Annotated in this window: 10 protein-coding genes; 6 read left to right on the plus strand and 4 right to left on the minus strand. The window is 39.1% G+C overall.

The window, feature by feature from the left end; translation table 11 throughout:
- Window positions 1–102: 102 nt before the first annotated feature.
- Complete coding sequence (locus tag CDZ94_RS08750; RefSeq protein ID WP_096440689.1) at window positions 103–954, minus strand: YtnP family quorum-quenching lactonase; 852 nt, start codon at window positions 952–954, stop codon at window positions 103–105.
- A 33-nt stretch (window positions 955–987) separates the two neighbouring features.
- Window positions 988–1629, minus strand: a complete 642-nt coding sequence (gene trmB, locus CDZ94_RS08755; protein WP_096436211.1) for a tRNA (guanosine(46)-N7)-methyltransferase TrmB — start codon at window positions 1627–1629, stop codon at window positions 988–990.
- A gap of 138 nt (window positions 1630–1767) precedes the next feature.
- On the opposite strand from trmB, the gene CDZ94_RS08760 reads away from it, so the two are divergent.
- Window positions 1768–2067, plus strand: a complete 300-nt coding sequence (locus CDZ94_RS08760) for a YtzH-like family protein (protein ID WP_096436213.1) — start codon at window positions 1768–1770, stop codon at window positions 2065–2067.
- A 302-nt stretch (window positions 2068–2369) separates the two neighbouring features.
- Here CDZ94_RS08760 and CDZ94_RS08765 read toward each other — a convergent pair whose 3' ends face one another.
- Together CDZ94_RS08765 and pulA are read right to left on the minus strand one after the other, a co-directional pair.
- Entirely contained in the window at window positions 2370–3176 is an 807-nt protein-coding gene (locus CDZ94_RS08765; protein ID WP_096436215.1) for a phosphotransferase, read from the minus strand.
- A 302-nt stretch (window positions 3177–3478) separates the two neighbouring features.
- On the minus strand, window positions 3479–5581 hold the full coding sequence (gene pulA, locus CDZ94_RS08770; RefSeq protein WP_096436217.1) for a type I pullulanase: 2103 nt from the start codon (window positions 5579–5581) through the stop codon (window positions 3479–3481).
- Between the two features lie 430 nt (window positions 5582–6011).
- On the opposite strand from pulA, the gene glgB reads away from it, so the two are divergent.
- The 5 genes from glgB to CDZ94_RS08795 all read left to right on the plus strand — a co-directional run bounded on the left by glgB (window position 6012) and on the right by CDZ94_RS08795 (window position 14198).
- Window positions 6012–7925: a 1,4-alpha-glucan branching protein GlgB gene (gene glgB / locus CDZ94_RS08775; RefSeq protein WP_096436219.1), complete on the plus strand. Its 1914-nt coding sequence runs from the start codon at window positions 6012–6014 to the stop codon at window positions 7923–7925.
- Between the two features lie 3 nt (window positions 7926–7928).
- The gene (locus CDZ94_RS08780; protein ID WP_096436221.1) at window positions 7929–9077 is read left to right on the plus strand and encodes a glucose-1-phosphate adenylyltransferase; all 1149 of its coding nucleotides are present in this window, start codon (window positions 7929–7931) and stop codon (window positions 9075–9077) included.
- A 48-nt stretch (window positions 9078–9125) separates the two neighbouring features.
- Complete coding sequence (gene glgD / locus CDZ94_RS08785; RefSeq protein WP_096436223.1) at window positions 9126–10232, plus strand: glucose-1-phosphate adenylyltransferase subunit GlgD; 1107 nt, start codon at window positions 9126–9128, stop codon at window positions 10230–10232.
- An 86-nt stretch (window positions 10233–10318) separates the two neighbouring features.
- Window positions 10319–11749 (plus strand): glycogen synthase GlgA, encoded by a 1431-nt coding sequence (glgA, locus tag CDZ94_RS08790; protein WP_096436225.1) that lies wholly within the window; start codon window positions 10319–10321, stop codon window positions 11747–11749.
- 13 nt (window positions 11750–11762) lie between these two features.
- Window positions 11763–14198 (plus strand): glycogen/starch/alpha-glucan phosphorylase, encoded by a 2436-nt coding sequence (locus CDZ94_RS08795; RefSeq protein WP_096436227.1) that lies wholly within the window; start codon window positions 11763–11765, stop codon window positions 14196–14198.
- The last annotated feature ends 173 nt before the right edge of the window (window positions 14199–14371 follow it).

The following is a 14371-nucleotide window of genomic DNA, read 5'->3' on the forward strand; positions in this document are numbered from 1 at the left end:
TCTAACTTTAAAGAGTTATCCACGACCTTAACAAAATATAATTTCTTAAACAACAAAAAAGCTGCACTCTAAAGCATTCATAGCTCTGAGTGCAGCTTTTTATTATTCATTTTCACGGTTTCTTAATACTGCCTCGACAACTTGGTGATTCTCATCCCACTGCAGAGCACGATATTTATGGTCATGATAAAAAATAAACCATGCTCCCTCTTTTACAGCTGGTACTAGGTACCTCTCTTTTGCACGAATCGAATCCATCGGATAATCGTCATAAGCTAATACCCATAACGGGTTATGATGAGCATGTGTCGGCATTAAATCGGCCATATGGACGATCTTTTCTCCTCCACGTTCAATTATGATTATACTGTGTCCGTTGCTATGTCCGCTAGTATGGATTAAACGAACGCCTGCTAATACTTCAATTTCTTCCGTGTACGTTTGAACTTGTGATTCGATTGCTTGCCAATTTTCTTTATAGTAGGTGTTTTTAGAGCGAATATTTGGCTCCTTTAGTTCTTGCCATTCAGTTTCATTTACATAGTAAGTCGCATTCGGAAAAACAGAAACAAGCTTGTCTCCTTGCCAAACCGAACTTCCGCTCGCGTGATCAAAATGCATATGGGTCATCAAAATGATGTCAATGTCTCCAGATGTAAGTTCTAATTCTGCTAAACTTTCTAAAACTTTTGATTCTTCAAGAATCCCGTAGTTTCGCTTCTGCTTTTCGGAAAATTTACCATTTCCGATTCCGGTTTCAATTAAAATATTTTTCCCTTCAACTTGTAGCAGGATTGGGTCTGTTCGAAGCTCGATTTGGTTATTTTCATTATGTGGATATTTTTTCTCCCACAACGGTTTAGGAACGACTCCAAACATCGCCCCTCCGTCCATATGCGTTACTCCGCCATTTAACCACGTTAATTTAAGATCTCCAACTTCTAATTGCTCCATTGCCATTCGATCATCCCCTGACTATTAATAAATTCAGCGATTCCAAACAGCCTCTACCCGGTAGATCGGTTGTCCTTTTGCAGAGAATTTTTCTTCGTATTCAGTCATCACGTTACCTTCGAGGCCGTCTTCATGAAGGTTCAGGCTAATGTTTTTCAACGTAAACCCAAACTGGGAAAAGCTTTGTAATGAATATTCAAACAAGTGGCGGTTGTCCGTTTTAAGATGGATTTCGCCTTCTTCTTTTAATATTTCTACATATTTCTTCAAAAATCCTTCATGGGTCAGCCGATGTTTGGCGTGACGGATTTTTGGCCAAGGGTCAGTAAAGTTAATAAATAAACGATCCACTTCGTTTTTGCCGAAAAAGTCCATAATTCCTCTGACATCGTCCTTTATCAGCTTCACATTTGGAAGGTCCAATCCCTTTAATCGCTCCATAGCACTTATAATCACACTGTCATATTTCTCAATTCCAATCACATTGATAGATGAGTTTTGCTCACCCATTCCAGTTATAAATTTACCCTTTCCAGTTCCTACCTCTACGTAAAGAGGGTTGTCATTATCGAATAATTCGTGCCAGTGCATTTTGTATTCTTTTGGGTTGGGAATAATTAAATTTGGGTGTTTAGCAATTTCTTCTGGTGCCCAAGGCTTATTTCGAAGACGCATTGTCTACCGTCACTCCATTTCAGCAAATATTATTTCAAGATATAAGAATATCATAAATTCTAGGAGGTAAAACGTATAGTTTTTTTAAAACAAACACATCCTTATTAACAGAAATGGAGACAAAAGGATGTGCCAAGAATGTCAATGAACTATCATCACCAGCTTCAACTTCTTGTGGATATTTTAAAGAATCAAGATACCGAACATTTCGGATCTAAAGATGAATATGCACAGCTTGAACGATTAGCAAGATCATTATTAAAAAATACGGAAGTACAAGAAGAAGTAAAAACATTACTCACAACCATTGAACAATACAGTCATGAACATCAGGCGGATGGCACCTTCAACGCATTGAACAGTGAAGAAATTCAGCAGTGGGTTCAAGGGATCGAACGGTCTGAACACAATTATCTTCACCCGAATAGACTGATGTAGTCATGCTCTAAGAAAAACGCAAAGCGTAACAGGGCAAGCATGCGCTTGCCTAACGCTCAAAAAACAAATAGCAACAATCTTTTAGAAAAGAGCCATTATTAAAAACAGCGTCTGCTCGCATATTTTAGAGTCTCAAGGATGCTCTTACCTTGAGACGAGCGGCGTGAAGGTAACTGTCCTCTTATAAATCCTTTTAAAGAAAAGCGCAAGGCATCTGAGCTAGACATCGAAAGATTTTTCATACTTCCTTAACTAATAAACACAAACAAAACCTTGTCTCTCTCATATAGGAGACAAGGTTTTTAGTCTATTTTTGACGAATGAATACTGACTTCGTGTAGGAGATCAGTCAATAGAGCTTTCCATTTTTTAAATTCAGGCAGCTGATGACGTTCCTGGTGCCAGACGATACTATCGATGCTTTGTGCAATCATATACCATTGCATTCGTTTACTAAGAGCTGGTGTTAAAGTTACACCGTAAGATTTAAGCCAACTATGCCAGCCTTCTTGAGGCACATAAAGATATAATAATGCGGATAAGTCCAATGCGGGATCAGCAACGTTAGCTCCGTCCCAATCAATTAAATACAAAGAATCATCTCCGCTTACAATCCAATTGTTATGATTTACATCAGAATGACAAACAACGTAATGATCAGTATAGACATCTGAAATATTATTGTCCAACCATTTTATAGCATCCATTATAGCTGAATCTTCAATGTCGCTGCGGTTGACTTTTTCTTCCACATCGGACATGAGACGATCCGGTGATAATGGCAGATTTCCTAGCCGCTTAAACATATCTAACAACTCATTGGATCTGTGAATTTTCCCTAAAAGCTTTGCTACCCTAGTAGCTTTCATATCATAGGATTTCAATTCTCGTCCATTGACCCACCGTTGAGCTGTTATGACATCCCCACTTTCAAGCCGCTTCGTCCAAAGCAGCTTCGGAACAATTCCTTCTGCAGAAAGAACCGCCAGAAACGGTGAAGAATTCCTTTTTATAAAGATTTTTTGGTCTCCCTGTTCGGCAATATACGCTTCGCCTGTAGCACCACCGGCAGGACGTAAATGCCATCCTTCACCCATCAAGTGTTTCAATCGTTTCACCCTCAATTTCATCGAATCCTGAATCATAGAAGCATTCTTCATCATACCATTATTTCGTTAAGATAAAAAGACGAAAAAGTCTTTTTCATTGTAAAGAAGTTTTGATGTTTCTTCAACTAAAAGTGCATATTCAAATAGGAGGATACGACGAGCTTCAAGCGGCGATGGTAGATCCACTTTTGCAGGAAGAGGCACATGGCTTCAATACGTAGAACTAGAGTGACAACGTAACTACCTTCCTCAGGAGTCCTATTCTAGGATGGTTATCGTTCCCGCACTATTTGAACATCCCTTCAAACTCGCGATTTTTTTAAAACAACCAACTCATAGGCCTCAATATCAGAACGATCTCCTATGATAAACGCAGTCGATGAAACAGTGACTTTCCGATTACTTATCAGTTTATCCCATTTACCTGGCGAGGGTAAATAGAGCGGGTATCTTTTTTTTGTTGGATTCACAAAAACAGCTAGGTCTTCATCATCTCCTAAGAGTAGGTATCCAAATACTGGGGCTGGCGTTGGGAGTATATGGAGTCTTCTTTGGATTTCCATTTTACTTTTCATGCGGAAGACTTTATATTGCTTGCGAATAGCTATGAGCGATTTAATAAAAAAAGTGTTATCTTTTTCTTTTACTCTTCTTTCCCAGTCTAGTTGATTGATTTCATCGCTTGAAAAGTAACTATTTTCATCTCCTTCTTTTGTTCTGAACCATTCCTGCCCTGCATGAATAAAGGGAATCCCCTGACTTAATAGGGTGATGCCAGTTGCAATTTGGTGGATATGTTTTTTCTCTTCCTTTGACTCTGTTTCATTTGTTATTTGTAAACGATCCCAAAGTGTATGGTTATCGTGACATTCCACGTAATTAATGGACTGCACCGGGGCTTCCACTCTTCGGTCTCCATAGTCATCTCGGCATGAGCCTGAAACGAGTTGAGGAAGGCGTTCAATAAAACGACCATGACCGTTTGAGAAGCCTTGGTCATGTTTAAAAAATAACTGTCCTTTCATGCTATCTCGAAAAAAATCGTTAAAAAAGCTAACTCCTGGTAAGAGGTGAGACTTTTCTGTTGTAGCTTTAAGATCTTGGAACAGAGGGGTATCAAGATCCCAACCTTCTCCTAATAAAAGAATCGGCCTGTCTTCTTCATCACATATTTTCCGGATTTGCTGAATGGTCTGAATGTCCATTGCTCCCATTAAATCAAACCGAAAACCGTCAACACGGTACTCTCTCAGCCAAAATAGTACAGTTTCAACAATGAATTTCCGAACCATTTTCCGTTCAGTTGCTAAATCATTACCGACCCCAGTCCCATTCCCTGGTGAACCATCCCCGTGGTAGCGAAAATAATATCCGGGAACTAGCTGATGAAACGGAGATTTTTCTTTTACAAAGACATGATTATAGACAACATCTAAAATCACACTTAAACCATTTTTATGGAATGCATCGACCATTTCCTTACATTCGATTATCCTTGTACTCGGATCGGTTACATCCGTTGCGTAGCTTCCTTCTGGTGTCTGAAAAAAGAGAGGGTCGTATCCCCAATTATAATTTTTTTCGGGTTCATAGTCATCCACACGGGCAAAGTCGTTAAGTGGAAGAAGCTGTATGTGTGTGCACCCTAACTCTTTTATATAAGACAACCCTGTTAAATGGTGAGACTTGGTGGTTGTGACTTCTTCAGTCAGTCCTTTAAACTTTCCTCTTGCTTTCACGCCGCTGTTTGTTGAAATTGTAGCATCTCTAACGTGGAGTTCATAAATAATCGCATCTTCTGTCTCAGTCTTTGGAATAGACGTCGCACGAAATCCAAGGGGGTCTGTTCTCTCCAAGTCAACAACGACACTTTCATTACTGTTCGCCGTCACCCCTTTTGCATATGGGTCATTTACTCGCACAACTTTCCCATTAATCGTTACTTCAAATTGATAGAGGAAATTGTGAAAATCTCCTTCAACACTCTTGGACCACACACCTTTTTTATTTTTTTTCATATCAAAATAATCATTATTTAAAAATAACTTTACATTCTTAGCTGTGGGTGCCCAAACAGTGAAATCAGTATGATCACGATAATAAGCTGCACCTAAAGGTTCATCAACTGTTCCATAGTTTTCTTCAAACCAATTTGTTCTAACAATAGAACCTGCATAAACTGGAAAGGTTTCTCTCCCCCACTTTAATGTAACATCCTTACCGATGGGAAGAGGAATATCAAATATAATCGAAGCTGTATGAGACAAATGTGTGTCATCAACATAGCCTTCGTGTGTATCATTGTCGACGGATAATAAAGGAATAGCCTCCATTAACGAATGAACATGGTCAGTATTAACCGTTAACCTTCTTACATCATCGATCCAAGCAACGGACTTTTTCAATGTGAATTCCTCTTTTCACCTTTGGTTTCTTCATTACTATATGCGTTGAACGTCGACCTCAGTGACATCCAAGCTAAAGGAGCTCAAATTATTTCGTCAGTAAAATGAGTTTCATAATATTACCATAGCCCTCGATTCTCAACTTCAAACCCTTGTAACCGCTTACACCAAAAGTGCATATATAATCAATATTATGTGTAAATAACATATTCGACATCATTCTATAAAAACCACCAAAACCCTCAGATAAAGTGTGGAAAATTTTCTTATTTTTTTGAAAGGAAGTCTGTTAAATTAAGAGAATAATATATTTATCCACTTTTAAAATTGATTTATGAAAACTTGTTCACTTCTATACATACGACACAAGCTCTTTCATAAAAATGAATGATTATTCACCACGAAAGAAATAGGAAGGAGTTTGCCAAAGGTGTATAACATCTCAGAAGAAGATGTCTACTTGTTTCATCAAGGGACTCATTATCAATGTTACAAATTTATGGGCTGCCATGAAATCGAGTGGCAGAAAAAGAAAGGATTCCGATTCGTTGTTTGGGCTCCGAACGCCCAGACCGTAAGACTTGCTGGGGATTTTAATGACTGGAACGGCGCCTCCTACTCCCTTGAACGCTTAAATGAAGAGGGATTATGGATCGGTTTTTTTACTACTATTCCTCATGGGTGCGCGTATAAGTATGAATTGATTTTAGGAAATGGGCATTCTATTTTGAAAAGTGACCCTTATGCTTTTCAATCGGAAGTTCGTCCAAACACGGCTTCGTTAACGCCTGAAAAAGTTTCATATTCTTGGCAAGATAATCAATGGCTAAAGCAACAGAAAGCGTTTATCCCTCATGAATCCCCTCTAAATGTTTACGAAGTACATGCAGGCTCATGGAAGACGAAAGGGGATGGGACGCTTTATACATACCGAGAGCTTGCGGATGAATTCATTCCATATGTGAAATCCCTTGGATATACCCACATTGAGTTACTTCCACTAGCAGAGCACCCACTCGACCTTTCGTGGGGATATCAAATTACTGGATACTATTCAGTTACAAGCCGTTATGGAAGTCCTAATGACTTTAAATACTTCGTTGATCAATGCCATAATCACCAGCTCGGTGTCATTATGGACTGGGTCCCTGGTCATTTTTGTAAAGATGATCACGGGCTGCGCTTATTTGACGGATCTTCACTATATGAATATAAGGATCCGCGAAAAGCAGAAAAAACCTCCTGGGGAACACTTACATTTGATTTCGGAAAACCTGAAGTACAAAGCTTCTTAATTTCAAATGCTATTTTTTGGATGAAAGAATTTCATATTGATGGTATTCGAGTAGATGCTGTAGCCAGTATGCTTTACCTCAACTTTGACAGAGATGACCATGAAGAAAAGATTTACAATTCATATCAAGGTGAAGAAAACCTGGAAGCGGTCGCCTTTATTAAGAAATTGAATGAAACTGTATTCCATTATTTCCCTAATAGCTTAATGATGGCAGAAGATAGCTCAGACCTTCCATTAGTAAGTGCCCCTACATACCTCGGAGGATTAGGCTTTAATTTTAAATGGAACATGGGCTGGATGAATGACATGCTTGAATATATGGAGCACGATCCCGTTTATCGCAAATGGCACCATCAGTTGATAACCTTCTCCTTCATGTATACGTATACTGAGAATTTCATCTTGCCGCTTTCTCATGATGAAGTCGTTCATGGGAAAAGGTCACTGCTCGATAAAATGCCTGGTGATCAATGGCAGCAATTTGCGAGTCTCCGCCTTTTATACGGTTATATGATGGCCCACCCCGGGAAAAAACTTCTTTTTATGGGTGGTGAATTTGGACAATATGCGGAGTGGAAAGATCAGGAGCAGTTAGATTGGCTATTATTAGACTACCCTTTACATCGCTCCATGCACACTTACGTCTCGAAACTGAACCATTTTTATTTAGAAGAAAAAGCACTTTATGAAAGAGATCATGATCCACAAGGCTTTGAATGGATCGACCCTCATAACATAGACCAGAGCATTGTCTCCTTTATTAGGAGAGGAAAAGAACGTCGCGAAGAGTTAATTATTATTTGTAATTTCACCCCAAATGTAGCGTATAACTATAAAGTTGGTGTTTCCCAACCAGGGACATATCTTGAAGTCTTTAATTCAGATTCCGCCGATTTCGGGGGATCCGATCAAGTAAACAACGAGAAACATTTCAGTTTTCCGGAAAAATGGCATGGGCATGCTCATCATATAAAGGTAAAAATCCCACCATTAGCTATTTCGATTTTCAAGTTAGTAGCTGAAAGTACATCAGTAGAGGAGGAATAGAAATTGGGAAAACAAGAATGCGTAGGAATGCTTCTCGCAGGAGGAGAAGGAAAACGTCTAGGGTTACTTACGAAAGATCTGGCTAAGCCAGCCGTTCACTTTGGCGGAAAGTATCGCATTATCGATTTCACTTTGAGTAACTGTACAAACTCTGGCATTCATACAGTCGGTGTCCTAACTCAATACTCCCCCCTTCTTTTAAATAAACATATCGGAATTGGGAAGCCGTGGGCATTAGACCGCCAGCAAGACGGTGTTTCCGTTTTATCTCCATATACAGCCAAACAAGGTGGCGGCTGTTGGTTTTCCGGAACAGCGAACGCCATTTATCAAAACATTCATTTTATCGAACAATATGATCCAGAATATGTGCTCGTCATTTCAGGGGATCACATTTACCAAATGAATTATCAGAAACTTCTAAAATACCACAAAGATCAACAAGCAGATGCGACAATTTCTGTTATCGAAGTTCCATGGGAAGAGGCTTCCCGGTTTGGAATTTTAAACACGACAGATGACCTCCGCATCTATGAATTTGATGAAAAACCAGCGTATCCGAAAAATAATCTCGCTTCAATGGGGATTTATATTTTTAACTGGAAAAAGTTAAAACAGTACTTACTTGAGGATGCAAAATCACCCTCTTCCAGTCATGACTTCGGAAAAGACATTATTCCTGCTATGGTCGCTGATAACAGGAGATTATTTGCTTATCAATTTGAAGGATACTGGAAAGATGTCGGAACGGTGCAAAGTTATTGGGAAGCGAATATGGATTTACTGGAGATGGACGAACCGGTTTCACTAAACAATAAAGAATGGCGGACGTATTCTCACGATTCAAATTACCCTCCGCAATATATTAACGGAAATACACATGTTACAAATTCTTTTATTAATTCTGGTTGTTGGATTTGCGGGACGGTCGATCGTTCGATTTTATTTGAAAAGGTTGAAGTGGATACCAAAAGTTTAATTCGACAATCCATTTTACACCCCCGTGTAAAGGTGGGGGCCAATTCTGTAGTAGAGAGAGCGATAATAAAGGAGGATACGGTCATTCCACCTAACTCCTATATTAGCTCTCCTAAAGGTGAGGAACCTTTTGTGATTGATAATGAAAACATCGAGCTTGTCTCTTCCAGATAACAAAAGGCTATTATCGTAGACTAGACGATTTAAAGGAGGAAAACACTGTTGGAATCAATGATGGGACTCATTAATCTAGAACATGAACGCGATTATTTAAACGAACTCACTTACTTTCGCTGTGGAGCAGCTGTTCCATTTGCGGGGAGATATCGGTTAATTGATTTCACTCTCTCAAATATGGTCCGAACGAACGTACAAGATGTAGCGATCTTTACTCGCAACAAATACAGGTCACTCATGGACCATTTAGGCACCGGATCTGCCTGGGAACTCGACAAAAGACATGGAGGGCTGTTCATTCTTCCACCTGATTGGAATGACCCTACGGATATTTCTAAAGGCGATTTAAGCCACTTCCATAACAATCGTGACTATTTTAATCGTGGAAAATCAAACTACGTCATTGTAAGTGGCAGCCAGTTTCTTTCTAATGCCAGCTATAATGAAGCCTTCGAATATCACCTGGAGCGTAAAGCCGATATTACACTCGTTTCCACAAAGGTAGAGGAAGTAAAAACAGAACATGATCCATGTATGCGAATTGAAATTGATGAAGGTGGCTGGGTAACAGCATTAACCAATGAACATATCAATCCTCACTTATTCACAGGCGTCTACATTATTAACAAATCGTTATTGCTCGATCTGGTTGATCATTGTATCGCTCATCATAAAGAACACTTTTTCAATGATGGTATTAAAGAGCAATTACACCGTTTAAACGTTCAAACGTTTGAACATACCGGTTATAGTGCTTTCATTAACTCTGTGGAAAGCTTTTACCGTCATAATATGAACTTGTTAAATCCAACGAACTACAAAGATCTTTTTTACAGAAATGCATTTATAAAAACAAAGATTAGTAATGAACCTCCTACGAAATATCTTGATAGAGCAGAAGTAAAAGATTCGTTACTTGCAAATGGGTGTGAGATCAACGGTGACGTGGAAAACAGCGTATTATTTCGAGGTGTAAAAGTAAAAGAAGGTGCTAAAATTGTGAACTCCGTTATCATGCAGCGTTGTACGATTGAAGAAGGCGTTCACTTAGAAAATGTTATTTTAGACAAAGATGTCACGGTTACATCGGGCCAACTTTTTGTCGGAGCAAAAGAACAGCCCTACGTGGTGGCAAAACGAAAGGTAATGTAAAGAAAAGCGCAAGGCGCTGTCAACTAGTTAGGCAAGTGATTGCTTGCCTTTAGAAATGGGTCAATCTAAAAGAGAGGAGTTCGATGATGAAAAACATATTATTTACTGCCTCGGAATGCACGCCATTTGTTAAAACAGGAGGACTAGCCGATGTCATCGGATCACTCCCCCAATCTTTAAACAAAACTCAGAATACTAAGGTGAAGGTTATTTTGCCATTTTATGATGAAATCCCTTCGCACTGGCAATCTCAGATGGAGCAAGTCGCTTCGATTAATGTACCGATCGGTTGGCGTAACCAGGAAGCTTCGATATCTATGTTAGAACATAACGGAGTAGATTATTATTTCATTGCTAATGACTATTATTTTACTAGAAAAGGGGTATACGGGTATTACGATGATGGAGAACGTTTTGTTTTCTTTAGTCGTGCTGTTATTGAGGCTCTCCCCCATCTAAATTTCACACCTGATGTGATCCATGCTCATGATTGGCAAACAGGACTAGTTGTTGCTTTTGCGAAAATACTGCAGCCCATCCCAGATATTAAAACAGTCTTCACGATTCATAACATTAAATATCAAGGCATTATGCCTCATGATATGTTCGATGATTTTTTCAATTTATCAATGTCCCATTTCGGAGGCCTCGAATGGAACGGCGTGTTGAACTGCATGAAAAGCGGTATTTTTCACGCAGATAAAGTAACTACGGTAAGTCCAAGCTATGCAGAAGAGATCAAAGATCCCTTTTACAGTGAAGGGCTGCACCCATTGCTACTCGAGCGCGAAGACGACGTTTCCGGCATTATTAACGGAATCGATACTGGTGATTACCATCCATTGAAAGATCCATATATTCATGTAAACTACCGGCATTCAAGAGCGAAGAAGAAGATAAACAAAGAACATTTACAGAAAACGTTAAACCTAGCTGTTGACCCTGATAAACCATTATATGTCATGATAACAAGACTTGTTGAACAAAAAGGGATCCACCTAATGCAACGAATTCTCGATGAATTTTTAGAAGAAGAGGTTCAAATTGCCGTTCTCGGCACGGGTGATTTTGAATTTGAAGACTTTTTCTACCATGCCGGCCAACGTTACCCTGACTCCCTTTCTGTCCAACTAACGTTTGATGAAAAGCTAGCTAGACAAATGTACGCTTCTGCTGACTTCTTTATTATGCCATCACAATTTGAACCTTGCGGACTATCACAGCTTATTGCACTGCAATATAAAGCTGTACCTATTGTACGTGAGACCGGTGGTTTAAAAGATACGGTCACACCTTTCAATGAAATTACAGGTGAAGGTAATGGCTTTAGTTTCAACAACTATAATGCCCATGATTTATTGGAAACTCTTCGATATTCTTTAAAGGTGTTTCATGATCCGGTCCAATGGATTCAGTTACTTAAAAATGTAAATAAAAGTCAGTATAGCTGGAAAGATTCAGCTAATGAGTACGCACAATTATATGAAGAACTTGAACATGTGAACATATATTCATAGGGAGTGAACGTCAGTGCCTCACTTAACCATTGATGAGTGGATCAAAGCGATTGAACATAAAGCGGAAAGTGTAAGAGGAGTGGCCATTAACGAGGCAACAGATAAAGACATTTATTATGCAGTTAGTGCACTTGTCACTGAGGAAATGAACAAAAACTGGCTACAGACACAGGAAAGATACAAAGAAAAACAGTGTAAACAAGTCTACTATTTATCAATGGAATTTTTGGTCGGGCGCTTATTAGAAAGTAACTTATTAAATAGCGGGTTATTAAATGAGTGTAATGAAGCGTTAAAAAAATTGGGGTTCAATCCGGAAAGGGTTTATGCTCAAGAGCCGGATGCAGGTCTCGGTAATGGAGGGTTAGGCCGTTTAGCAGCTTGCTTTTTAGAGTCCATCGCTTCGTTACGTTACGCTGGACATGGATGCGGTATTCGTTATCGCTATGGATTATTCGAACAACGAATCATTCATGGGCACCAGGTTGAACTTCCAGATTACTGGCTTAAAGAAGAGTACCCATGGGAAACCCGAAAAGCGGAAGAATCTGTTGACATTCATTTTGGTGGAGACATTCATATGTTTAAAAAGAACGACGGCTCTCTGGAATTTAAATACGAGAATACGGATAAAGTCACAGCCGTTCCTTACGACGTTCCAATCGCAGGTTACCAAAATAAGGTCGTTAACAGTCTGCGTTTATGGAGTGCTGAATCAAACGCCTCTGATTCAGAAATGTTAACGAGTCAGTGTTCTCAATACTATCATCATCTCGACCATAAACACTCGATTGAACAAATTTCTGGTTTTTTGTACCCTGATGATTCCATGTATGAAGGAAAAGTCTTGAGGTTAAAACAGCAATACTTCCTTGTTTCAGCCAGTTTAAAAAGTATTTTCCGGCAGTATAAAAAGACCGTCCGTCGTTCATTGATCCACCTGCCTGACAAAATAGTAATTCAGATTAACGACACTCATCCTAGTTTAGCTGTACCTGAACTTATGAGGATTTTAATGGATGAAGAACGATTTGGCTGGGAAGATGCATGGCAAATTACAACGAAGGTCATTGCTTACACAAACCATACTACATTAAGTGAAGCACTTGAGAAGTGGCCTGAGGACATGGTCAAATCGCTCCTTCCACGTTTATACATGATCATTCAGGAGATAAATGAACGCTTTTGTAAGAAGGTTTGGAATGATCATCCTTTATTACGTGAGAAGATTCCAGAGCTTGCGATTATTGCTGATGGACAAGTTCATATGGCCCGCCTTGCGATTGTCGGAAGCTTTAGCGTGAACGGTGTTGCCCGTCTTCATACAGACATATTAAAGAAGAAAGAAATGAAAAGCTTCTATACACTCTTCCCTGAACGGTTTAATAATAAGACTAATGGGATTACGCACAGACGCTGGCTCCTACAAGTAAACCCTGAACTTTCCTCGCTTATTACAGACGTTATTGGACCTCAGTGGATCCAACGGCCAAATCAGTTGATTAGTTTATTGAGATATTCAAAAGATTCTCCTTTTTTAGATAAAGTCTCGGCCGTAAAGGTCCATAACAAGGTAAAGCTTGCTCACTTTATCCATGAAAAAACAGGTATCATGGTCGATGAACATTCGATTTTTGACGTGCAGATCAAACGATTGCATGAATATAAACGCCAGTTATTAAACATTTTTCATGTGATCCACCTTTATAATGAACTTAAGGACAATCCGAAGCTTGATATTACCCCACGAACCTTTTTATTTGGAGCAAAAGCAGCGCCAAGCTATCACTTTGCTAAAGAAGTGATTAAGTTGATAAATCGTATGGCGTCACTTATTAATAATGACCCAGCCATTCACGACAAGATAAAGGTTGTTTTTTTAGAAAATTATAATGTGAGCCTGGCAGAGAAAATCATTCCAGCAACTGATATTAGTGAACAAATTTCAACTGCCAGTAAAGAAGCTTCTGGTACCGGCAACATGAAAATGATGATGAACGGGGCCTTAACTTTAGGAACTCTTGACGGGGCAAATATCGAAATTAAAGATTTGGTCGGCGATAAAAATATTTTTATCTTTGGTTTAACTGCTGATGAAGTTCTTCATTACTACAACCACGGCGGATATGTAGCGAGAGATATTTATCATACTGACGAACGAGTTAGAAGAATCCTTGACCAGCTCAAAGATGGCGCATTCGGTTCACAGGAAATCGAATTTAAAGATATTTATTACCACACCCTTTACCACAATGACCCTTATTTTGTTCTTAGAGATTTTGATGCTTATATTGAAGCTCATGAACTCGTTGAACAATCTTACCGGGATCAAGCCACTTGGATGAACATGAGCGTGACGAACATTGCGTATTCAGGTAAATTTTCCAGTGACCGGACGATCCAAGAATATGCCTCTGAAATTTGGAAATTGAAAAGGATGGAAAAGTAACACAAGAAAAACCAGTATAGCGGTCTTTTATTAAATACAGCGTCAGCTCGCATTTTTTAAAGTCTCAAGGTTGCTTTTCCCTTGAGACGAGCGGCGTGAAGGTAGCTGTCCTCTTAAATTCTTATTTTTTAAAAAGTCTCTTTTCTAAAAGATTGTTGCTATTTGTTTTTAGA

Origin of the sequence: Alteribacter populi (assembly GCF_002352765.1) — a bacterium.
Taxonomy (GTDB): Bacteria; Bacillota; Bacilli; order Bacillales; family Salisediminibacteriaceae; genus Alteribacter; species Alteribacter populi.